Raw genomic sequence first — 22,070 nt, forward strand, 5'->3', positions numbered from 1 at the left:
AGAAGTTTCTTAGACTATGGCAATTTAGTCATAGTCTTTTTTATTTTGTGGCAAAATAGGAAAAACTGTGATTTGGAGGTTGCCGTGACTAAATTAACATATGATGATATTTTTAAAGATCTTGTTAAATCTGCCTTTGACGGGAAACTGGAACAAAAAATTAAAAAATTAGAAAAGCAAGGAGACAAGCATATTCAGGAGTACATAAACTACGCCACAGGTGGAGGGGACTCTGACAAGGTTATTTTTAAGATAAGGGATTGTGATCTGGATTGTGGGTGCAATGATCCAGGATGTCAGGTTTCCTGTTTAATGGGTGCCATTGAACGGGATGAAGAGGGAAAGGTGGTTATTAGAAGCGGAGATTGCAATGATTGTGGTGAGTGTGTAAATGTTTGCCAGCATGACTGTTTGATAGATAAAAAAGAGTTTATCCCCCTAGTGGAGGTATTAAAGGACCGTAAAGTTCCGGTATACGCCATCATAGCCCCAGCCTTTATTGGTCAGTTTGGCTCAGAAGTTACACCGGGGAAAATGAGGGCGGCTCTAAAAAGGTTGGGTTTCTACGGGATGGTAGAGGTGGCTCTGTTTGCGGATATATTAACCTTTAGAGAAGCTTTGGAATTTGATGCCCATGTGCGTAAAGAGGGAGATTTTGTACTTACCAGCATGTGTTGTCCCATGTGGGTATCAATGGTGAAAAAGGTATATAAACAATTGGCCCCCCATATAACCCCTTCGGTATCACCGATGGTAGCTTGCGGTCGAGGTGTCAAGAAGCTTCACCCGGATGCCAAGGTGGTCTTCATAGGTCCCTGCATCGCGAAAAAAGCAGAGGCAAAGGAGCCTGATGTAAGAGATGCTGTTGATGTTGTCATCACATTTAAAGAACTAAGGCAGATTTTTGAAGCTGTGGGTATCAATCCAGCAGAGATGGAGGAAGATGAAAAGGAACACTCCTCCACTGGCGGAAGGATATATGCCCGTACCGGCGGGGTCAGTAAGGCAGTGGCAGATACGTTAAAGAGAATAAGACCAGATAAGCCTATCCAGATTAAAGCCGTTCAAGCCCATGGTGTAAAGGAATGCCGTAAAATGTTACAGGATGCCTTAGAGGGAAAAATATCTGCTAATTTTTATGAAGGTATGGGCTGTGTGGGTGGCTGTGTGGGAGGTCCCCATGTCTTAATAGACCCTGCCCAGGGTACTGACCTGGTTAATGATTATGGAGAAGAAGCGTTAAGCCTCACACCGGCTGACAACAAATATGTTTTGACTCTGCTTAAAAGTCTTGGTTTTGATGATATTGAAGATTTGTTTGATGAAGAAAAAGCTAAGATTTTTAGTAGAAGTTTTAACCAACAACCGGAATAGTTTAAAAGCTGGTTATGCCAAGCCCTTTTAGGCACTGGTGGCGGACTTAGTTATATTGGAAAGGTCATACTTTCTATTTGAAAATAAAGTGCAGTTAAACCGATTTGTTTAACTGCACTTTAGCTTACATTTGCTGTTGTTTTAAGTAACTTAAAATTTTGCTAAACTGCATGTTTACCAGTTCATTAACCGGCACGCCGACTTCTTCCGAACGTTTTTCAATGACATGGATTTGATTCCGCAAAAACTCAAAGATGATGTACTCGGCAACATCTTCTGGTGTAGTACCTTTCATTGTGGCGTACTCTTCTAGCATTTTCATGGTTTCTTCCGACAGATTAAGTTCAAACTCTTTGTTTTCTTCCATTTGCCACACCTTCCAATGCTTATTATTATTTACTTCTAGGATAGTTATTCTATGCACAAGCCCCAGTCCCTGCAGAGTATTATAAATTTGCAAAGAAAACTTTAATCACCCCTAGGACAAATTTGTTCCTGTAGCTAAGCGGCTCTTGATGGAGGCTCCTCAATATCTTTCGTTGTCCTGGGTGAAAGTTTTCTTTGTACAGCAAAGGTTGGTGTTTGGGAACTGAGAAGAGATAAAAAATTTTTCGGCAGTCTAACCATAAAAAGTATTGTACAGCTGATCAAAGCCATGATTGTGCAAGCTATAGCTATGAGTATCCAGGCAGGAAAAGCAAGTATTTTCCCCACGGGTATTATCCAGGTTCTTATCATAATATCAACCTCCTTTTTTTGATTGTGATTTATATCACTTTCGTGGAGTCAATATATCATATATTTCCATTGTTTTCATCCTCTCTATAAAAATATAACTAGAAAAAATATTGATAAGATTCTGATAATAAAAGACAACAAGCAAATTAAAAAAATCACAAGGGTTTAGAGCTTTTGTTGTCGAATAAACTACTAAACCATAGGAAGGGAGCTTTCTTATGTCCTACAATTATAAAAAGGAATTGATGGAACAGTTAGATAAGGATACATTGCCTGAAATTCAGATGAATAATTATTTTACCTTTGAATGTAAAAGTCAGTGTATGGGAAGATGCTGCAATTCCATCACCATTCTCCTGGACCCCTGGGATATTGAAATTATGGCCAGATATCTGGGAATGTCCGGGCAACATTTCTTAACCGAATATTGCAAAGTAGATTTCAGCAATCAATTAAAATGGTCCTATGTTAGGCTAAAACATGCGGAAGACGGGCCTTGTATTTTTATGTTGGAAGATGGCAGATGCGAAATATACCCTGTTCGCTCTCGAAACTGTAGAACTTTTCCCATTGGCCGAGCTGTTCGCTTTGAACAGGACGGAAGTAAAGTAGAACGAATGTTTTTTGTAGAAAGAATGGGTTTTTGTTTAGGGCATAAATCGGAAAAAAGCTGGACGGTTGAGGAATGGCTTGCGGATGCCCAATGCAGTAAATTTTATGAGTTATCCGACCTCTATTTAGAGGTAATTCATTACGTCACCAATGATCTAAACAGTAAAGAGTGGATGAACGAGAATATTGCCCGGATGCTGTTGCCCTTACTGTACGGTCCGGATATGCTTAGACATAAATTAGGCATTTCAGAGGAAAAAGTAGATCATGAAGAATTTTATCGCCGTAGAATGAAGGCCTTAAAGGTTATTTTAACAGATATGGCTGCTGGTTTTGGCCATGGTCCCCTAGCCCAAAGGGTTAAGGCAGGAGAGACCTTTGCCGGCAGCATAATGGAACGTATGAAACAGGTGCTGGTTTCAGGGTAGTCGTAATGAAAGGGTGTACCCTCAATATTAAAGCCTTAAAAACCTTTGTATTTGAGATTTTTCCTTATCTTTACGCCTTAGAGATAAGGAAATCCCTTTGCAACTTAGTTAACACTCAAAGGGCATACCCTAAATGGTACGCCCTTTGATAAAACAATAATTATACCTTAAAGATCTTTTTTATTTCTTCCGAATTAATAAAGCCTAGAAAGGTTTGAATAATCGAAGAAGATGGCTTTTCCTTGTTGATAATAATTGAAAAGTTGCGAACGATATTTACATTGGAAATTCGGCAGGTCTTTACGGTTTTTAACTGTATTTCTTTACTGACTGCTAATCCCGATAAGATCGTAGCTCCTAGACCAGCTTCTACGGCGCCGATAACTGCCTGTGTATTACCCAACTCCATAACAGTATTTAGATCAGAAGGGTCCAAGCCTGCACCTTTTAGAGTAGATTCCATAACAACTCGGGTACCGGAACCTTCTTCTCTCAAAACAAAGGGAAGGTTGGCAACTTCTTTAATGGTAAGATTCTTTTTAATTGCTAAGGGGTGGTTATAGGGTAAAACAACGAGAAGTTCATCCTCCATAAAGGGCTTTGAAATGATATTATCATGGGTCACAGGTCCTTCAATAAGTCCTAAATCCAACTTATTATCTAAAATGTGGTCAACAATGTGACGGGTATTGGTTACTTCAAGATGAATGGTAACCTCTGGATAATCATGATTAAACATACCCATAATTTTTGGCAAAACATTTTCTGCAATGGTATGACTGGCCCCCAAATTCAGGCTTCCACGAAGTTCTCCCACCAATTCATGAATGTGTTGCTCGGATTGCTCAACGAGGTTCAGTATTTGATTAACATACTTCACCAATACTTCACCAAAACGAGTTAGTTTAAGTTTTTTATTGGATCGATCAAACAGTTTAGCACCATAATGTTGCTCGAGTAAATAAATATTATGGTTAATGGTTGGTTGAGACAATTCTAGTAATTTGCTAGCCTTAGTAATGTTCTCAGTTTGCGCAAGGATTTTAAAAACCTTGAAATGAGAAAGGTTCATGGTATCACCTACTATTCTGCCTATTACGATTAATATTCCTTATTTTAAACTCTAAAACAACTTTTGTCTGCCAAATTGCTGACAAAAGAAAAAAGTTTATGTGAGCATATTCCTGTGCAACAAATAATAGACCATGATGTCGAATATCACTTCTTTTTTAGATATAATAGTAATGTTGTATAAAAAGGTATTTAGGAGGTCATTGTGGATTTTCTTGTTCATGAAGAAGCCCAAGGTTATATCCGAGCGTTATTACCGAAGAGGGAAAGCATATTTTATGAAATGGAAAAGGAAGCGAAAGATAAAATTATCCCCATTGTTGAACCGGAAATTGGACATCTTTTATATTGGCTGGCCTTTACAAAAGGGAGTCAAAAAGTATTAGAAATTGGGACTGCCATAGGCTATTCAACACTTTGGTTAGCAAAGGCTGTCTTGCCACGGGGCGGTAGAATTACGACCATGGAGATCAATGAACCCAGGGCAGATGCTGCTCGTAAATTTTTTAAAAAGGCTGGGGTGGAGCAGCAAATAGAACTGGTTTTTGGAGACGCCAGGGAATTGCTTTACACACAAAATGGTACATACGATTTTATTTTTTTAGATGCAGCCAAGGGAAAGTATATAGAGTTTTTGGATAAGTGTATAGAATTATTGGAACCAGGGGGGTTATTGGTAGCGGAAGATGTGTTTATGCGAGGAATGGTTATATCTGGAGAAATTGATAAAAGACGCAATAAAACCGCGGTTTCCCGCCTTAAGGCTTATTTGAAACTAGTAATGGAACATAATCTTCTAGAAACCGTTGTTTTACCAGTGGGAGACGGAGTGGCTATTAGTACAAAAAAGTATAAAGAATTAAAGAAATAAAGTACAAACCTTTTTTGAGGGTGATGTATGTCTTGTTGACGAATATGCCGATTCTACATATAATTACCTTTGTGCCAAAATACGGTATGCTATTTTTAAAAATACTTTTTTTTACCCATTCTCTAAAATGAAAATATTTAATGATTAAATAAGTAAATAGATAAAGTTCGTATAGAAAATTTGGACAAATTCGTGTTATAATTCTCTAAAGCCTTTAAAAATAAAGATTTTTAACTTAATTTTACCATTAAATGCTAATAAGTCTGGCTTTTTTATATTGCACAGTTCGTAAGGATTGTCATATAATTACTTTGGACAATTTGTCGAAGAAAGTAATATCCTTGATCAATATGAGAGCAGTAATATAGTTACACTTGTTTTTTTAGCAATCAAAGGACTGTGCCATGAGGTCATGTGGTTAGTGAATTTTCATTTAGCCTTGAAGTTTTTAGTTAATTAATAAGGTTTTGTGTCTTTCCCCCCTTACAAAAGGCCTAATGTTTTGCGGTAAAGACCTGTTCAACGGTGAGAAAGATACTGAAAAATAATTTTATATCAAGGAGGTATGTTCACTTGTTGCTGACGGTATTTGCTTATTTTTCCATTCTAGCATTCATCGGTCTCTCTCTGTACAAGGCTTACCAGTATGCCAAAATGCCCATGCATGGTCGCTGGGAACTGTACCCGGTTCCTAAAGAACCCGGTGAAAAAGGTCATTATGGTGGTTCCTACTACGAAGATCTAGAATACTGGAACAAACCAAGAGAAGTTTCCCATGCAGGCGAACTCATAGACATGTTAAAAGAAATGTTGTTTATTAAAAATTTGTTTGTTAACCAGAAACGTCAGTGGTGGCTGTCCTATGCACTACATTTGGGCATTTATCTATTAGGATTATGGGCTGTTCTATTGGCAGTGGGTGCTATTATGGAATTAGCTGGCGTTCCTTTAACCACTGCTGAGGGAGTAAGCACCAATGCTTTTGCTTCCTTGGTATATTATGTTACCTTTGCAGCCGGTGCTGCCGGTGCTATATTACTGGCATTCGGGTCCCTAAGCTTGTTTTTAAAAAGAGTTTTAAACAACACCTTTGCTAAATACACAACACCTCAGGAATATTTTAACTTATTTTTCCTGTTTGCTGTTGTGGCTTCTGGTTTAGTAGTTTGGAGCGGTGACCCTGGTTTTAATTATGGTCGTGAAATTCTTAAAGCAATGTTTACATTTGCGCCTATTCAGGCTGATACTGCTTTAACCATCCACATCCTGTTATTGGGTGCTGTAATGATCTACATCCCCCAAACTAAAATGAGTCACTACGTGGGCAAATACTTTGCTTTCCATAAAGTTCTGTGGGACAACGATCCCAACATCAGAAATTCTAAGATGGAAAACGTTGTAAGAGAGGCCATTAGTTACAAACCCAAAGCCTCCTGGTCCGCACCTCATATCAACCCTGCAGCACAGCAGGACAAGAAGTAAGTTGAAAGAACGAAGATAGGAGGTATTAGTAATGGGTGATATTAGACCTCAGGATATGGGAAAACCCTCTGAGCAGTTAACTAAAGTAGAAAATTTGATGCCCCTACCGGCACCCTACGACAAACCCGGCATGGAGCCGGACTTTAAAGCGATTAAAGATAGTTGGAAAGAAAGTTACTGCACAACTCTGGATGGTTTTGTTGGTAATGAAGCACTGGTTAGACCTAAAACCAAAGAAGAAGAAGAGGACTTTGTACAAGGTTTCTTAAGAGGGTTGGAAAAGTTATTCTCCGATGAAACCAACAGAAACTATTTGCAACCTTTCCTGCTTTCCTTTGAGTACTGTGCAAAATGTAATACCTGTTCCGAAGCGTGCCATGTGTTTAAAGCCAGTGGTGAGCAAGAAATTTACAGACCTATTTTCCGTTCCGAAGTTTTTCGTAAAATTGCTAAAAAACATTTCAACGGCAGTGGCTTCTGGAGTAAGTTTAACGGTGGCGATATTGATATCAATGCAGAAACCGTTCTTCGACTGGGCGAACTGGCCTATCGCTGTAACCTTTGCCGTCGTTGTGCTCAGACCTGTCCCTTGGGCCTTGATAACGGCTTGCTGGCAAGGGAAATTAGAAAGGTCTTTAGTATGGAACTGGGTATTGCGCCCAAGCCACTACACGAAAAGGGTTCTATGTTACAGTTGAAAACTGGTTCCAGTACCGGTATCACCAAGGAAGCCTTCCTTGATATGATAGAATTTCTGGAAGAGGATCTTTACGAAAGAACCGGCAAGCAGTATAAAATCCCAGTAGACAAAAAAGGTGCTGATATTCTCTTAACTCACAACGCCGGTGAGTATATGGCTTGGCCTGAGAACCCTGCTGCTTTTGTTATTCTCTTTGAAGAAGCTGGTTTGGACTGGACCCTGAGCAGTGACATGATCGGTTATGATAATGTTAACTATGGTCTATTTTACGATGATGCCCAAGCTAGAAAAATTGGTCTGGCTCAAGTTAAAGCCGGTAAAGACCTTGGTGTTCGAAGAATCGTTATCGGTGAGTGCGGTCACGCCCACAAGGCAGCCATGGTAGCCATTGACCGAGCCATGGTAGGTGCAGATAACATTCCCCGGGAGAGCTTCCTGCCCTTACTGCGGGATTTAGTTAAGAAAGGTGTTTACAAACTTGACCCAGCCCGTAACGATTTCCCGGTTACAATGCACGATCCCTGTAACGTAGCTCGGATGATGGGTGTTATTCAGCCACAACGCGACATTATTAAAGAAGTTTGTCCCCAATTCAGGGAAATGTATCCCCACGGTGCTAAAAACTTCTGCTGTGGTGGTGGAAGTGGTTTTGCTATTATGAATTCCTTTAACTTCCCTGAGTTTAGAAATAAAGTATCTAGCAGAATGAAATTCAAACAGATTCTGGATGCCTTCCAAGGGGTAATGGAAGACGATACACCGAAATACGTATGTGCACCTTGCTCAAACTGTAAGGGGGCTATCCGTGACATTCTTGAGTATTACCATGCCACTGCTAAATTTAACGTTCATTACGGTGGTTTGGTTGAACTGATAGTAAATGCCATGGTTAAATTTGACAGACCGTTCTTAGAGTTTTTAGACGAAGAAGAATGGATTGCCAAACACGTTAAAAAATAAATCTAGTATATTGAACAATCCAGCCTTTAATGACTGGGTTGTTTTTTTATTGTAATAGTCTGGTTGGAGATTCAACTAGACTGGCCATTTCATGGGACAACATCAATAATGTTTGTGCATAATCCATCAGCGGAGCGGCCATGTCCTGTCCTAAGTATTTCATAATATAGGGCGTGGCAAAGAGGTAAGCATCAGCCAGTCGAATTAATAACATACTAGAAGCAATTAATTCACCTTGATCCAGAGCAGAAATGATGATTTGAGATAATTCCTCCATAGCTTTAAAATAACGATGATGCTCTTCAGAGTTTATAAAAAAAATTGTTGTTTTAGGGATTATAGCATCATAGGTTTTTAAAAAATGTAACAAATAATCATAGAAGGCCATTTCACCAAGGGCTGTATATCGGATTCCAACAGTTGCAGTGGAACCATATACAGCCAAGGCTTGATTAATACAATAATAAGCAATGCGATTTTCCTTTGGATCTAAAACTCTCATTCTTTGTGCATATTCTAAACGGGATTGTATTTTTTTGGTTGATTGAAAGACAAGATCGTCGAAGGGATCGCTACCTTTGCATGTGTCACAGTGGCCGTCATTCGATGAGCTACAACAAGATTGTTCTGAAGAAGGTGATGGATTACTATATTGCCGAGTTGACTCAAGTTCCAAAGCCCTTTGTATTTCTTCCTGAGAATTAAAGAATTGAGCGATACGTTTATTAGTAACAGAATAAAATTTATAAAAATGTTTTATGTATAAAAGTTCTAATCCATAATATAAAGTATTAGTAAATTTATCTAAAGTCTTGGTTAATTCCTGGTCTGTAGGAACATGCAGGATAACAACATTTTGACTGCGCCACTCAGGATTTTCATGCTCAAGGGTTCCCTGAATAAAATCTTGTAAAAACAGCCAATAAATTGATTGATCTTTACTATCTACAATTATTAAAAACACAGGAACCTTTGCTTCATCCATAGACCAATTTAGTTCTTCCGAAGTAAATGGAAGTAGGATCCTTTCATTTTCTAACTGCAGAGCAGTTGGAACGATAAGACGTACAGAAAACTGAAGACCCTTTGGAGTTTGTCCATCGAAAAAATCAATGTCATAGTCTAAATGCTTACTTGTATTTTTCTTAACAGCCCAAGTGGTAGGCAAACAGTTTAAAAATAAATCATGAGGTTTTTGAGATATTGATGCCATCCCAGAGAAGGATATAGAGGTGTTATTGGTTTTATCTAGCCAATTGACTGAATCAAACATATTTTTACCTCCCTCAATAAAATAAATTTTTCTTTCATTTACTCACTCATTCTTACAATTTCAAGCACATACAAACAAGGTTCAAAGGAATAATTTTAAATAAATTACATTATATGGTTGGTGGGGGTGTAGCCAATCAAAGGCTACGCCTAATTTTACAGATTATGGTTGCACAATGGATCTCCACATGTACCCTTGTGGTTTACCCTCCCACGTCTCACGGGGTCCAATATATGGCCCTTACATTCCTTCGTTCTACCTCTCAAGGGGTGGAGGCCAGGTATGCTCCTTTGCTGGGTCATGCCCGTATGGAAATATTAGTTCCCGGCTTCTCCGTGCTTCGTTTGTCTATCCAATTCATTGTGAATAAGTGTTAATATTTAATAGCCTTTTAAGCAGCTTCCTGTAATTGCTCTTGGCGTACAACGCCTAATACTTGCTCCGCGTCATATGGAGTTTGTTTACTGCCTATGGTGAACAAAATACGAATCAATTTTCCACAGAGGGCAACTATGGATTGCTTTTTCTTTAAGGGATTTCCATGCCTTGTTATTAAATATTGGTGGATGGCCTTAAACTCTCGGTTTTTTGCAACCATGACTAACACAGTCTTAAATAACAAGGCCCGCAGCCGGGGGCGCCCCCGTTTACTGATTCGTGATTGTCCCTTGTGTTTACCAGAACTGTTCTCTTTTAGGTTTAGGCCCGCCAACTTTATGATTTGTTGCCCATGTTCATATCCTTTTAAGTCGCCTACTTCTGCAAGAAATCCGGCTACTGTAACCAAACCGACTCCTGGAATGGTCATCATTTCTGTGCTTCCAGGTATTTGTTGCAGTAACTCTTGAACTGCTTCCATCAGGATTTCCATCTGTTTGCACAGGATGTCATATTGTTCAAGTAGCATCCTTATTTCATGACGGGCAAACTCTATCCCTGTGGATAGTCCGATGGATTCTCTAGCAACCTGCATTAGTTTGTTAGCTCTTTTTATACCAACTGCCCGTTTAATCTCAGTTTTCCACAGGGTTACAATTGCCTCTGTGCCTGTTTTGATGACTTCCCGGGGGAGTGGACAAGTATTTAATATCATCAAGGATGCTTTGCCTTCCCAATCTTTGAAAACACTTGTGTACTCGGGGAAGTACCGGTCAAGCCAGTTGTGGATTCTACCTTTTACTCGGTTAAGGTCTTGATTAAGACGGTCCCTTTGAACCATTCCCACCCGCAGTTCCGCATAGACACCTGTGGGTAAGTTGGGTTCTGAGTAACGGCCATCTTTTACTAATTGGGCAATTACCCTTGCATCTTTGATGTCGTTCTTTGTGGGCGAGTTATCATCTAATTCCTTGCTTCTCTTAACATGCAACGGATTTACAACTACAACTGGTACACCTTCTTTGCGCAAAAACTCAGCCATTGGTAACCAGTAGTGTCCTGTGGGTTCGATACCTACCAGAGCATGATCCTTACCGTGCTCTACCATCAAGGTTCTAATCCAATGCATCAGCTTGGTTAAGCCCGCCCTAGTGTTGTCAAAGACCAAGCGTTTCCCCAACTCGATACCCCTAAAATCCTGGGCACGTGCCACGTGTTTAGATTTGGCAATATCGGCTCCAATAATTAAAGTTGATTCAGTGAGTTGCTCAATTCTTTGTTTTTGTTTATAATTCATTTTGAAGTACCTCCTGTGTGATTAAATTAGGGGTCGGTCGCCTAGATAGCTCGACACCCAGTATATTACAGGAGGTGCTTTTCTTTTACAAAGACCATTTTATTTCCTTACAGGAATGCTCCTTAGAACCTCAAAAAAGTACGATCATTTATTTGGATTAAAGCAAGTGAGTCCATATATAATAGCACATTTTAATATGTTTGGAAAATTCTAAATTTATAAAATGAAAATATAAAAAAGAAGTCTATGGGGAATCATTGCTCCCTGAACACTATATGAATATTTCGCTATGCTTATAGTTCATATTAGCATGATTTAGGAATCTTTTCAATATTATTGAGAATATATTAAAGTTTTTAATTATTTAGGCATAAATAGCTTCATCCCCCCAGAGTAATGTCCTGATCTTGATACCACATAAGAGCTTCGTAGAATTGTTCAGAACGAAAATTTGGCCAAAGGTCTTCAACTACATAAAAATCTGCGTAAATGGATTGGACAGGGAGAAAACCACTTAACCTTCTACGTCCACCCCAGCGTATGATTAAGTCAATTCTAGAAATATCCTTGGAAGCAATTTTTTCGTGAAAGTAAGAAGAATCCATTGAATTGTTGTTAAATGCCTGATTCAAATCCCATTTCCAACCATAATTTACCAAAAAGTTAATCTTAATCCGATTACTGCCAAAGATTTTGCGGGTGGTATAGGGAAGTAATTCCTTTGGAAACTGAGCAGATTCATGATTGCCAATCACCAGCAATGAGGCATCTCGGTTAGCCAATATGTTAACTGCATCCACACAGGCTTTCTGAAAGGCTTTTTTTTGCACTGGGGGTCGCTTGGTATTATCAACGGTAAAACCATAAAAGGTTATTTCTGGTATACCTAATTCCAAACATATTTGATATAGATCAAACCCAGGGGTAATGCCATGGTCATAACCAGCTTCCTTTGCCAGGCCCTGGTTTTGAGCCCATCTTCTATTGCCGTCCGGAATAATGCCAATATGCTTTGGGAGACGTTTGAATTTTGGTATCATATTACACCTCATAACCATTTAGGCAATATTAGTTCGAGGTTAATATGAGCAGAATTTAGCTATTCTATACATAAACCAGTGGATTATCTTAAGTATTGTTTAATATATGGGCGATTTCATTTCCATCCAGAACCTTGCTAATAAATAATCCTACATGTTCTGACAAGGAAACCTCTGTTGGCAGAATAGGACGATGCTTGTGATCAAATAGTATTCTTATCTTTGGGAAGCGCGAATAGCCCCTGGGAGTTTCTAATACCACTGCAATTTCTTTGTTGTTCAATTGAACAAGGGTTCCACTGGGATAGGCCGCAATATTGTAGAGAAAACCTTTAACGATATGATCCTTAAATAGGTAATTTCCGGAGGCAGCACACATTTCAAAGGCCTCATGGGAAGGATATGCCTTACGATAAATCCGATTAGCTGTTAGGGCATCGAACTTATCGGCAATTGCCACTATTTGAGCATACTCATGAAATTTATGCCCTGATAAACCAGAGGGGTAACCAGAACCATCAAGGCTTTCATGGTGTTGCAAGGCAATAATGGCCTGTTCTCTTTCTAATTCCTTGGATGAAGTAATAAGTTCATGGCCATAGTAAGGGTGTTTTTGCATAATAGCAAACTCAGCATCTGTTAATTTAGAAGGTTTATTTAAAATATGATCTGGAATTTTTACCTTGCCAAGATCGTGCAATAAGGCGCCAACTCCCAAAACAGCTAATTGATCGCTGGTATAACCTAATGTCATTCCAGTCATAAGTGATAATACACAAACATTAACAGAGTGGGCAAAGGTGTAATCGTCTTGAGTTCGTAAGTCAGTTAAATTGAACATTAGTGAATGGTTTTTAGAAAACAATGAATCAGTAAAATCTCTCACTGTATTGTAGAGAGATGAAGGTTTAATGACAAGTTTTCCAGATTCTTTTGTCTCTAATAGGATGTTTTTAATCTGTTGAACAGCAGCAGTACGAGTTTCAATTGTAATAATGTCCTCGATTAAATAATCCTTTAGTAAACCATTATCCACGTAGACGTAGGGGACTCCCAGCTCCATTAAATTTTTGATATAACGGGGAGTTAGAATGGTATTTACTTTAAGTAGTATCTCACCCATACTGCTATAAACGGTACGGCCTAGCTTCATACCGGGCTCTAAAGAAAAAATATCCACTCTTCGCAAAAAACATCCCCCCTGAAGTAAGTAAATAAAAAATTCTGTAAATAAACGGCATATTCCTTTTGAAAATAAAAATATAATAAAAATATAAGAAACTAAACTAAAATATTCTAAATTTTCTTTATTATTTTGCGTTTAATGATTGACATTTAATTACAAAAGTAATATTTATAAGTTAGTTATATATAATTTGCTAACACAAATAAAAATTAAAGGCGGTGATAATAGCTAAATAGCGGTTTATAACTGATGAAAAAGTGGTAAGGAGGGAAAGTATGATTCACACCGACACAAACGCGTCTGTCAGTGGTAAGGTACCCATGTTAAAAAACGAAGACTGGTGGGCAGTCTGGCTAGGTCTGTTTATCTTTGTTCTAGGCCTGGGCCCAATCTTTGGCGCTGATTTACTAGGTTGGGTTGTCAAAGTAACTACTTGGACAGATATTTCTAAATCCTTTGGACCAATGTCTAAGGCATACAAGGAAACAATGTCTGGTCCTGCATCGCTCTTCCTCACCTATCTTTTTATGCTGGTGCTGACAACAATTGGGGCAAAAGCAATGGGGGCCAGTGTAAAAAGGTTTGCCATTGGATTTACTACAATATTTGTTATAACAATTCTTTGTATGATAGTTGGAGAAAATGCCTATATTGCTGCCAGTCCTGATAAACAAGCTAAATTGGGGATTTCCTGGTCCATGGGGCTGGGTGAGATGGGTTTTATTATTGCTATGATTGTGGGTCTGGTGATTGGAAACTTCTTTCCCAAAGTAGCTAACTACTTGGAAGAAGCAGCCAAGCCCGAGTGGTTTATTAAAACAGGTATTGTTATCCTTGGCGCAGCCATTGGCGTTAAAACCCTTGGTGCCCTTGGACTAGCCAGTACAGTTATTATTCGGGGAATATGTGCTGTGGTCGAAGCCTATTTAATTTATTGGCCTGTGGTGTATTTTATTTCTCGTAAATATTTTAAATTTACTCCGGAATGGGCGGCACCTCTGGCTTCCGGTATTTCCATATGTGGTGTTTCCGCAGCCATTGCCACCGGTGGGGCTATCCGTTCTCGTCCCATCGTTCCTGTGATTCTTTCTGCAGTTATTATTGTGTTTGTTGCTGTCGAAATGTTAATTTTACCATGGCTTGGTCAAACATTTTTGTATGAAGAGCCGATGGTTGCCGGAGCCTGGATGGGTCTGGCGGTAAAAAGTGATGGTGGCGCAGTGGCCAGTGGAGCCATTACGGACTCAATGATCCGGGCCAAAGCTTTAAAGGAAACCGGGGTTAAATATGAAGAGGGCTGGATGCTCATGGCTGCCACCACCACAAAGGTGTTTATTGATATCTTTATTGGGGTATGGGCATTTATACTTGCAATTATCTGGTCTGTATTTAAACTTAATGAGAAGGGCGGTAAAAGTTCTGCCGGGGAAAGGGGCAGAGTTTCTGCCAGTGAAATATGGGATCGCTTCCCCAAATTTGTCATTGGTTTTGCCCTCACCTTTATCCTACTGCTGATTTGGGGTCTCAACGATCCTGGTATTGTGAAGGCTGCCAAGACAGGCACAGATCATGCAAACGGTTTTAGAACCCTGTTCTTTGCTTTATGTTTCTTCTCCATTGGTCTAATTACCAATGTGCGCAAACTATGGGATGCTGGGATGGGACGCATTGTAGCTGTATATACCATATGCTTATTTGGCTTCATCCTCTGGGTAGGTTTATTCATCTCCTGGATTTTCTACCACGGTATCCTGCCACCGATCGTTGGCTAAAAAACCGGGAGTAAAAGGGAGGTAATTGAATGGCAGAAGTCAAAATCAGAGATATTAATCAACCGATGAGAACATCTCAACAGATTGATTACGAAGATGAGTGGTTTGAATTGCAACCCATTGAGAAAAAACTGATAGCCTATTCGCTAACTCTGGGGCTTTCTTTGCTGTTACTCTTTATCTTTATTTTCAAACCGTTTCATTAAAGTCTCTTTTCAAACCCGCTGCTTGCAGTGGGTTTTTTATTCAAAAAATTAATACAAAAAACAAAAATATCAAGACAAATATGCATGTAAATTGTTGAAAAAATTGCAGTATAATGATACCTTTCAGACAACCAGAGGGGGTTAACCCGATTTAACATTTATGGTAAAAAAAGGAATTAAATAACTTTTATCGTATAAATTTATAAACGAAATAATTAAAGAGGGTGGGACAAACCATGGAATCTTTTCCTGGTGAAATTGACCGATTTTTGTTTCATGAAGGATCCCATGTTAGAAGTTATAAAATATTTGGGGCCCATTCTGCAATACAAGACGGACTAGCAGGTGTTCGATTTACATTATGGGCTCCCAATGCAGCCGATGTTCGACTCGTTGGGGATTTCAATGAATGGCAGGGTCATTTGCACAGAATGAAGAGAGTGAAGGATAGTCCCATATGGAGTCTTTTTATTCCGGGGTTACCAGAGAATTCTCTGTATAAATACGAAATTTATACTCATCAGGGAGAAGTGTTGTTAAAGGCGGATCCCTATGCTTTTTTCTCAGAAATGAGGCCAGCTACTGCGTCTCGGGTTTTTAACATAGAAGATTATCAATGGCAAGACCAGGCTTATCAGGAACAAAAAAAGCAGCAATCCATGTATAAACAACCAGTAAATATCTATGAAGTGCACCTAGGATCTTGGAGAAGAAAAAAGGATGTTTTTTTAAATTATCAAGAATTAGCAAATCAATTAATTGATTATGTTATAGATATGGGATATACCCATATAGAACTTTTGCCGGTGATGGAATGCCCCCTGGATGCATCCTGGGGGTACCAGCTTACCGGATATTATGCGGTTACTAGTCGTTATGGCACTCCCTTTGATTTTATGTATTTTGTGGATCAGTGCCATCAAAGGGGTATTGGGGTTATCTTAGATTGGGTACCGGCCCACTTTTGTAAAGACGGGCATGGACTGGGTTATTTTGATGGTGGAACTCTCTACGAATCGGCCAATCACAAGCGAGCCGATAACAGGCAGTGGGGTACTGTAAATTTTGATTTATCTAAACCTGAAGTCCGAAGCTTCCTAATATCCAATGCTTTATTTTGGTTGGATGTGTATCATATTGATGGTCTGCGGGTGGATGCAGTGGCCTATATGTTGTATTTGGATTACGGTCGGGCTGAAGGTGAATGGGACCCCAATCAGTTCGGGGGCAAGGAAAATCTGGATGCCATTTGCTTCATGAAAAAATTAAATGAATTTGTGTTTAAGTATTACCCCAATACCCTTATGATTGCCGAAGAATCCACGGCTTGGCCCCTGGTAACCCGACCAACTTATTTAGGTGGGTTAGGTTATAACTACAAGTGGAACATGGGCTGGATGAATGACATTCTCCGATACATGCAGATGGATCCGATTCATCGAAAATGGCACCACAACCTGTTAACCTTTTCCTTTATGTATACATTCTCGGAAAATTATATCCTGCCATTGTCCCATGACGAGGTGGTACATGGAAAAAAGTCTTTGCTTGATAAAATGCCCGGTGATTATTGGCAAAAATTTGCCAATCTAAGACTATTATATGGCTATATGATGGCCCATCCAGGGAAGAAACTCTTGTTTATGGGTGGAGAATTTGGTCAGTTTAGCGAATGGAATGAAAACCAAAGTCTGGATTGGCAGCTTCTTGACTACGACTTACATAAAAAAATGCATGATTATGTGAAGAATCTAAATCACTTTTACAGGGCGGAAAAATCCCTTTGGATGTTGGATCACCATGAAAGTGGATTTCAATGGATTGATCCCCATGATTACACACAAAGCATTATTACTTTTATGAGAAAAGGTACAAACCCAGAAGAGTTTATCATTGGTATTTTCAATTTTACGCCGGTAGTTCGGGAAGGATATCGTATTGGTGTACCCCGACTAGGAGAATATCATGAAGTATTTAACAGTGATTGGATTGCTTTTGGGGGCTCCGGAGTGATAAATCATCCATCAATGGCAGAGGATACCTCCTGGCATAATCAACCTTTTTCTCTGTCAATGAGAGTACCACCCTTAGCAGTTGTTTTTTTAAAACTAAAATAATAGTGTGGATAAAAGTAGGTTTAAAGAAGCCCAGCGGTGATATGTCAAGAGAATGATTCTAAAAAATTGGAAATTAATTTAACAAAAGTGTACCCTATACCCTAAAAAAGGGTATACAAAATAAGCCCACCAGTTAAGCAAAGAAAAATTCCCTTTAAATGGTGTAAATGGAAAAGAGAGTAGATTTTAGGGTAAAGACGTTACCCCCTCCTCTCTGGTGAAGTGTACAGTTGCCTGGTGTTTAGTAGCGAAAACACCAACCGTACCAGTTTTCTAGCGGTTAAGACGAGAGCCCTTTTATGTTTGTGTTTTGGTACTTCATCATATTTCTTTTGGTAGAAGTCTTTGTACTCAGGAACATGCTTCCGTACAGAATCAGCAGCCTGAATTAAGTAATAACGAAGATACTTGTTCCCGGTCCTGGTTCTGCTGGTATCTTCGGCTTCAAATTCACCTGATTGATGTTGGTTCCAAGTTAAACCGGCATATTTAGCCAGAGCATTATGGTCTTTAAAGCGTTGGATATCTCCGGTTTCTGCCATGATTCCGGCGGTAAAAACATCTCCAATCCCTTTAACGGAAGTTAAAGTTTGGGGAAGGCCCTTCATGATTTTGGCGATTTCTTTGTCCAGTTTTTTCACTTCCGATTCCATATGTTTAATTACATTAAGCATAGTGGCCAAAGAAATATTCACAGGGTCAGCCATCGCCTTGTTCAGTCGATAAGAAGACCGGGCAATTTTTTGAAGATAAAGAGCAATTTCCTCCGGATTATCGAAACGGTTTTTCCCTTTATCCTTTAAGAAATCAACCAGTTCTTCCATAGACATGGCTACAATTTGTTCCGGTTCTAGTTCTTGGATAACAGCAAGACAGGTGCTGCCAAAAAGATTGGAAAATGGGTTATCCTGGCGTAAACCACTAAACTTTAAGAAGACCTGATTAAGAAAATAGGTTTTGTCCCGAGTGATATTTTGCATCAGGTGAAATCGTGTCCTTGTAAGCCTCTGCAAAGCCTCGTATTGAATAATGTCTTTCATGGCATGAGGTAGTCGACCAAAACGAAGGTGGTCTGCAATTACCCAGGCATCGATGCGGTCGTTCTTTGGGAGGGTGTCATACCCCTTTTTGAAACGGGCCACTTTTCGTGCATTAAGAACGTAAATCTGTGTATCTTTTTGGGGGCAAGTGGTTTGAAGCTGTTCTTGCAAATAGTGAGCAAGGTGCCAACCCAGATTTGAAGTTGCCTCCATACCAATTCGAAGGGATTGACTTTTGATTCTATCAGATGTATCAACAATCTTTTGAATGAGGGTGTCGGCCCCCTGCCGATTGTTGTGAATAGAAAAAGAAGCCAATGCCCCTCCGTCTCCATCCATAAATTGTACATGGTGAGACTGTAAGCTAACGTCTATTCCCACCAACATTTGTGACATAGGATCACCTCCCTGTTCTAAAAAATCAGGTTGGTCTCAGACCTGGGTGCCCATGGGAACCATCGAAAGCTGCCTCGTCATCAGCACTCATCATTAACATGAAGACAATTCGGGGTGCTACTCCCCCTTCATGGAAAGAGGTGCAACCAGCGGTTAGATCATCGATGATGGATCATGGGTAGCAGGCTTATTAAGCAGTACCAAAAGGTCCGCAAGGAGGGAAAGAAATATCCCGAGAACAACCTGTTAATCCCATTGTCCCATGGGGAGGTCTGAACTGCCAGACAATAATTGGAAGTGTAAAAAAGGCAATAGAAAACCGACCCGGTCAGGAAACCTCAAAAGAAATCTCCAGGGGGCCGGCATTAAGAATCACAATATCTTAAATTATGGAGCTGTAGTTATTAGTATCTACTCTCCCTGATCAGGGATTGACTGTGGATAATCTTGTATGTTTTCTAAACATCACCACCATATTTAGGGTACTTAGACTCAGTTTAGACAATGACCTTATCCACATAAACAATAGCCGCGCGACTGACTGGTACCATTATTGCACCCAGTGTGGAATTGGTTATCATTTTAGCTGGTCTCGATACCCGTTATCGAGAACCGGTTCTCATACATGGACTCCACCTTATTCCATTTATGGAAATTAGGTTTGTCCAGTGAATCTATTACTATTATACGAGGAGGGGGAAAATGCAAAGGAAAGAGTGTGTGGCAATGCTGCTGGCTGGTGGGCAGGGCAGTCGACTGGGGGTATTAACTAAGAAACTGGCAAAACCTGCTGTACCCTTTGGCGGGAGATATAGAATTATTGATTTTACCTTAAGCAATTGCAATAATTCTGGCTTTGATACCGTGGGAGTCTTGACTCAATACCAGCCACTGGCCTTAAACACCTATATTGGCATTGGTAGTCACTGGGATCTGGATCGAAAAAACGGAGGCGTTACGGTGTTACCCCCCTTTGTAAAAGAAATGGGAGGTGAATGGTATAAAGGTACTGCTAACGCGATTTACCAAAACATTGAGTTTGTTGATCAATATAAGCCTAAGTACATCCTAATTCTTTCTGGTGACCATATTTATAAAATGGATTATTCTCTGATGTTGGATTTTCATAAAGAAAAACAGGCAGACGCCACCATTGCTGTGATTGAGGTTCCCTGGCAGGAAGCCAGTGGTTTTGGCATTATGAATACAGCCAAGGATGCTAGAATTGTTGAATTTGAGGAGAAGCCAAAGGTTCCCAGGAGTAACCTGGCATCCATGGGAGTCTATATTTTTAATTGGGAACTGCTTAAAGCATACTTGGAAGAGGATGAAAGGAATCCCCGATCCAGTAATGACTTCGGTAAAAACATCATTCCTTTGATGCTGGAAGCAGGTCAAAGAATGTTTGCCTATCCCTTTAAGGGTTATTGGCGAGATGTGGGCACCATAGAGAGCTTATGGCAGGCCAACATGGATTTGTTATTAGAAAACCCTAAATTAGATCTAAATGACCAAAAATGGAGGATTTATTCCGTAACACCCCATCAGCCACCTCAATATGTGGCACCCAGTGCTAGGGTTAACTGTTCGTTAATAAATGAGGGATGTATGGTTTTTGGAAATGTTTATCATAGCATCTTGTTTCCGGGAGTAGACATCGGTAAAGGTTCCACCATTCGGGAGTCAGTCATTCTGTCCAATGTAAAAATTGGTAAAAATGTAATAGTAGAAAGGGCCATTGTGGGGGTTGAAACAATCATAGAGGATAATTGCCATATTGGGTGCAAGGAGAATAGTTGTCCAGAAGATTGTTCCAGGATAACGGTGGTAGAGGGAAATATTATAGTACCAACGGGTTCATTTATCAAAAAGGATTGTCAGCTTGTTGGTAAGGCTGGTTAGGTACTTCAGAGGAGAGGTGATAACATGAAAAATGTTATGGGGATTATTAATATAATGGAAAACGAAGATTTTTTAATGGAACTCAGTTATCACCGTCCAGTGGCGGCAGTCCCCTTTGGGGGACGTTACCGAATGATCGATTTTGTTTTATCCAATATGGTTAATTCTGGCATCCAAAATGTAGGAATCCTTGTACAGAATAGCTATCGGGCCTTGATGGATCATTTGGGTCGTGGAAAAGAATGGGATTTAGATCGTAAAAGGGACGGTTTATTCTTTTTACCCCCAGATCAGTATAACGGTCAAGGGATATACAGGTGGGATTTGCGCCACTTTTATACTCACCTGGATTATATTAATTATAGCCGACATAAATATGTTCTTATCTCCGGTAGCAACATGCTTTGTAACATTAACTATCAAGAAGCATTTGAATTTCATCAAGCTATGAATGCAGATATCACACTAATTTATAAGGACATGGAGAGTATCCGGGACAATCTGCCGCAAAGTAGTTTTATTGATATAGCAGAGGATGGAAGAATATTTGGCCTGGAAATTTCACCAACTAAGATAAACAGTTTTAAAATGTCCATGGAAATGTGTTTAATGAAAAAATCTTTGCTGGTTGATTTAATTAATTGTTGTTATTCCCGGGGAGAATGTGACTTGATTAGGGATGGGTTTATCAAGAATCTCCACCGGCTTAGAGTTTATGGGTTCCCTTATCAGGGATACTTGGCGACCATTGATAATATTCAAAGCTATTATAAACACAGTATGGATTTGTTGAAACCAGAAATCTGGAGAAAACTTTTTTTTGAGCAAGGGCTTATCTATACAAAACCCAAAGACGGAGCACCTACAAAATATAATGAAGGGGCCAGAGTCAGTAACGCCCTAATAGCCAATGATTGTATTATCGATGGCTTTGTGGAAAACAGTATTATTTTTAGAGGGGTGAAAATTGGACGAGGTGCCCATGTTAAGGACAGTATTATTATGCAGAAGTGTGATATTCAGGAAGATGCTGTGATTGAAAGTGTTATAGCTGATAAAGAGGTTATTGTTACAAAAGTAAAACATTTAAAAGGTGAAAAACACTACCCCCTAGTGATTAAAAAAAGAACCATTATTTAGCGAAAAACCAAATTAGTAAAGGTAAGAATAAGGCCTTTTTATACCCATAGGGTGTAAATGGGCTAAGAATAAAGGTGGAAACTGCCT

General features: G+C 39.5%; 19 protein-coding genes. 11 read left to right on the plus strand and 8 right to left on the minus strand.

Annotated features, from left to right (window positions below; translation table 11 throughout):
* The first annotated feature begins 84 nt into the window (after positions 1-84).
* Positions 85-1,374: a [Fe-Fe] hydrogenase large subunit C-terminal domain-containing protein gene (locus tag DRED_RS07765; protein WP_011877789.1), complete on the plus strand. Its 1,290-nt coding sequence runs from the start codon at positions 85-87 to the stop codon at positions 1,372-1,374.
* A gap of 124 nt (positions 1,375-1,498) precedes the next feature.
* Here DRED_RS07765 and DRED_RS07770 read toward each other — a convergent pair whose 3' ends face one another.
* Positions 1,499-1,834 carry a hypothetical protein gene (locus DRED_RS07770; RefSeq protein WP_011877790.1) on the minus strand — a complete coding sequence of 112 codons (336 nt, stop codon included), beginning with the start codon at positions 1,832-1,834 and terminating at the stop codon, positions 1,499-1,501.
* A gap of 41 nt (positions 1,835-1,875) precedes the next feature.
* The gene (locus DRED_RS07775) at positions 1,876-2,112 is read right to left on the minus strand and encodes a hypothetical protein (protein WP_041274534.1); all 237 of its coding nucleotides are present in this window, start codon (positions 2,110-2,112) and stop codon (positions 1,876-1,878) included.
* A gap of 218 nt (positions 2,113-2,330) precedes the next feature.
* Here DRED_RS07775 and DRED_RS07780 point away from each other — a divergent pair, with 218 nt between their 5' ends.
* Complete coding sequence (locus DRED_RS07780; RefSeq protein ID WP_011877791.1) at positions 2,331-3,152, plus strand: YkgJ family cysteine cluster protein; 822 nt, start codon at positions 2,331-2,333, stop codon at positions 3,150-3,152.
* A gap of 160 nt (positions 3,153-3,312) precedes the next feature.
* On the opposite strand, the gene DRED_RS07785 is transcribed toward DRED_RS07780, so the two are convergent.
* Positions 3,313-4,224, minus strand: a complete 912-nt coding sequence (locus tag DRED_RS07785; protein WP_011877792.1) for a LysR substrate-binding domain-containing protein — start codon at positions 4,222-4,224, stop codon at positions 3,313-3,315.
* 204 nt (positions 4,225-4,428) lie between these two features.
* Here DRED_RS07785 and DRED_RS07790 point away from each other — a divergent pair, with 204 nt between their 5' ends.
* The 3 genes from DRED_RS07790 (at position 4,429) to DRED_RS07800 (ending at position 8,236) form a co-directional block, all read left to right on the plus strand.
* Complete coding sequence (locus tag DRED_RS07790; RefSeq protein WP_011877793.1) at positions 4,429-5,094, plus strand: O-methyltransferase; 666 nt, start codon at positions 4,429-4,431, stop codon at positions 5,092-5,094.
* Positions 5,095-5,667: 573 nt separating this feature from the next.
* Positions 5,668-6,576, plus strand: coding sequence for a respiratory nitrate reductase subunit gamma (locus DRED_RS07795; RefSeq protein ID WP_011877794.1), 909 nt, complete (start codon positions 5,668-5,670; stop codon positions 6,574-6,576).
* Positions 6,577-6,607: 31 nt separating this feature from the next.
* The gene (locus DRED_RS07800; protein WP_011877795.1) at positions 6,608-8,236 is read left to right on the plus strand and encodes a (Fe-S)-binding protein; all 1,629 of its coding nucleotides are present in this window, start codon (positions 6,608-6,610) and stop codon (positions 8,234-8,236) included.
* Between the two features lie 46 nt (positions 8,237-8,282).
* On the opposite strand, the gene DRED_RS07805 is transcribed toward DRED_RS07800, so the two are convergent.
* Complete coding sequence (locus tag DRED_RS07805) at positions 8,283-9,509, minus strand: DUF4365 domain-containing protein (protein WP_011877796.1); 1,227 nt, start codon at positions 9,507-9,509, stop codon at positions 8,283-8,285.
* A 233-nt stretch (positions 9,510-9,742) separates the two neighbouring features.
* Between DRED_RS07805 and DRED_RS18690 the strand changes: the two genes are divergently transcribed.
* Positions 9,743-9,886: a hypothetical protein gene (locus DRED_RS18690; protein WP_156779556.1), complete on the plus strand. Its 144-nt coding sequence runs from the start codon at positions 9,743-9,745 to the stop codon at positions 9,884-9,886.
* Between the two features lie 14 nt (positions 9,887-9,900).
* Here DRED_RS18690 and DRED_RS07815 read toward each other — a convergent pair whose 3' ends face one another.
* The 3 genes from DRED_RS07815 to DRED_RS07825 all read right to left on the minus strand — a co-directional run bounded on the left by DRED_RS07815 (position 9,901) and on the right by DRED_RS07825 (position 13,404).
* Positions 9,901-11,184 (minus strand): IS110 family RNA-guided transposase, encoded by a 1,284-nt coding sequence (locus DRED_RS07815; protein ID WP_011876735.1) that lies wholly within the window; start codon positions 11,182-11,184, stop codon positions 9,901-9,903.
* 380 nt (positions 11,185-11,564) lie between these two features.
* The gene (locus tag DRED_RS07820; protein WP_011877797.1) at positions 11,565-12,224 is read right to left on the minus strand and encodes an undecaprenyl diphosphate synthase family protein; all 660 of its coding nucleotides are present in this window, start codon (positions 12,222-12,224) and stop codon (positions 11,565-11,567) included.
* A gap of 88 nt (positions 12,225-12,312) precedes the next feature.
* Entirely contained in the window at positions 12,313-13,404 is a 1,092-nt protein-coding gene (locus DRED_RS07825; protein WP_238442615.1) for an HD-GYP domain-containing protein, read from the minus strand.
* A 281-nt stretch (positions 13,405-13,685) separates the two neighbouring features.
* On the opposite strand from DRED_RS07825, the gene DRED_RS07830 reads away from it, so the two are divergent.
* The 3 genes from DRED_RS07830 to glgB all read left to right on the plus strand — a co-directional run bounded on the left by DRED_RS07830 (position 13,686) and on the right by glgB (position 17,505).
* Complete coding sequence (locus DRED_RS07830; protein ID WP_011877799.1) at positions 13,686-15,182, plus strand: putative sulfate exporter family transporter; 1,497 nt, start codon at positions 13,686-13,688, stop codon at positions 15,180-15,182.
* A gap of 29 nt (positions 15,183-15,211) precedes the next feature.
* Entirely contained in the window at positions 15,212-15,388 is a 177-nt protein-coding gene (locus DRED_RS19040; protein ID WP_198006939.1) for a hypothetical protein, read from the plus strand.
* A gap of 236 nt (positions 15,389-15,624) precedes the next feature.
* Positions 15,625-17,505, plus strand: a complete 1,881-nt coding sequence (gene glgB, locus DRED_RS07835; RefSeq protein ID WP_011877800.1) for a 1,4-alpha-glucan branching protein GlgB — start codon at positions 15,625-15,627, stop codon at positions 17,503-17,505.
* Positions 17,506-17,705: 200 nt separating this feature from the next.
* Here the strand turns inward: glgB and DRED_RS07840 are convergent, their stop codons facing one another.
* Positions 17,706-18,941: an IS110 family RNA-guided transposase gene (locus tag DRED_RS07840; protein WP_011876481.1), complete on the minus strand. Its 1,236-nt coding sequence runs from the start codon at positions 18,939-18,941 to the stop codon at positions 17,706-17,708.
* A 702-nt stretch (positions 18,942-19,643) separates the two neighbouring features.
* Between DRED_RS07840 and DRED_RS07845 the strand changes: the two genes are divergently transcribed.
* A complete protein-coding gene (locus DRED_RS07845) occupies positions 19,644-20,843 on the plus strand; it encodes a glucose-1-phosphate adenylyltransferase (protein ID WP_011877801.1) in 1,200 nt (399 codons plus the stop codon).
* A gap of 24 nt (positions 20,844-20,867) precedes the next feature.
* Entirely contained in the window at positions 20,868-21,983 is a 1,116-nt protein-coding gene (gene glgD, locus DRED_RS07850) for a glucose-1-phosphate adenylyltransferase subunit GlgD (protein WP_011877802.1), read from the plus strand.
* The last annotated feature ends 87 nt before the right edge of the window (positions 21,984-22,070 follow it).

This window comes from Desulforamulus reducens MI-1 (assembly GCF_000016165.1).
GTDB classification, from domain to species: domain Bacteria; phylum Bacillota; class Desulfotomaculia; order Desulfotomaculales; family Desulfotomaculaceae; genus Desulfotomaculum; species Desulfotomaculum reducens.

Excerpts from the sequence above, each read along its gene's own strand:
- DRED_RS07775 (WP_041274534.1), bottom strand. The coding sequence starts at position 2,112 with ATGATAAGAACCTGGATAATACCCGTGGGGAAAATACTTGCTTTTCCT.
- DRED_RS07780 (WP_011877791.1), top strand. The coding sequence starts at position 2,331 with ATGTCCTACAATTATAAAAAGGAATTGATGGAACAGTTAGATAAGGAT.
- DRED_RS07785 (WP_011877792.1), bottom strand. The coding sequence starts at position 4,224 with ATGAACCTTTCTCATTTCAAGGTTTTTAAAATCCTTGCGCAAACTGAG.
- DRED_RS07800 (WP_011877795.1), top strand. The coding sequence starts at position 6,608 with ATGGGTGATATTAGACCTCAGGATATGGGAAAACCCTCTGAGCAGTTA.
- DRED_RS07805 (WP_011877796.1), bottom strand. The coding sequence starts at position 9,509 with ATGTTTGATTCAGTCAATTGGCTAGATAAAACCAATAACACCTCTATA.
- DRED_RS18690 (WP_156779556.1), top strand. The coding sequence starts at position 9,743 with ATGGCCCTTACATTCCTTCGTTCTACCTCTCAAGGGGTGGAGGCCAGG.
- DRED_RS07815 (WP_011876735.1), bottom strand. The coding sequence starts at position 11,184 with ATGAATTATAAACAAAAACAAAGAATTGAGCAACTCACTGAATCAACT.
- DRED_RS07820 (WP_011877797.1), bottom strand. The coding sequence starts at position 12,224 with ATGATACCAAAATTCAAACGTCTCCCAAAGCATATTGGCATTATTCCG.
- DRED_RS07830 (WP_011877799.1), top strand. The coding sequence starts at position 13,686 with ATGATTCACACCGACACAAACGCGTCTGTCAGTGGTAAGGTACCCATG.
- DRED_RS19040 (WP_198006939.1), top strand. The coding sequence starts at position 15,212 with ATGGCAGAAGTCAAAATCAGAGATATTAATCAACCGATGAGAACATCT.
- glgB (WP_011877800.1), top strand. The coding sequence starts at position 15,625 with ATGGAATCTTTTCCTGGTGAAATTGACCGATTTTTGTTTCATGAAGGA.
- DRED_RS07840 (WP_011876481.1), bottom strand. The coding sequence starts at position 18,941 with ATGTCACAAATGTTGGTGGGAATAGACGTTAGCTTACAGTCTCACCAT.
- DRED_RS07845 (WP_011877801.1), top strand. The coding sequence starts at position 19,644 with ATGCAAAGGAAAGAGTGTGTGGCAATGCTGCTGGCTGGTGGGCAGGGC.
- glgD (WP_011877802.1), top strand. The coding sequence starts at position 20,868 with ATGAAAAATGTTATGGGGATTATTAATATAATGGAAAACGAAGATTTT.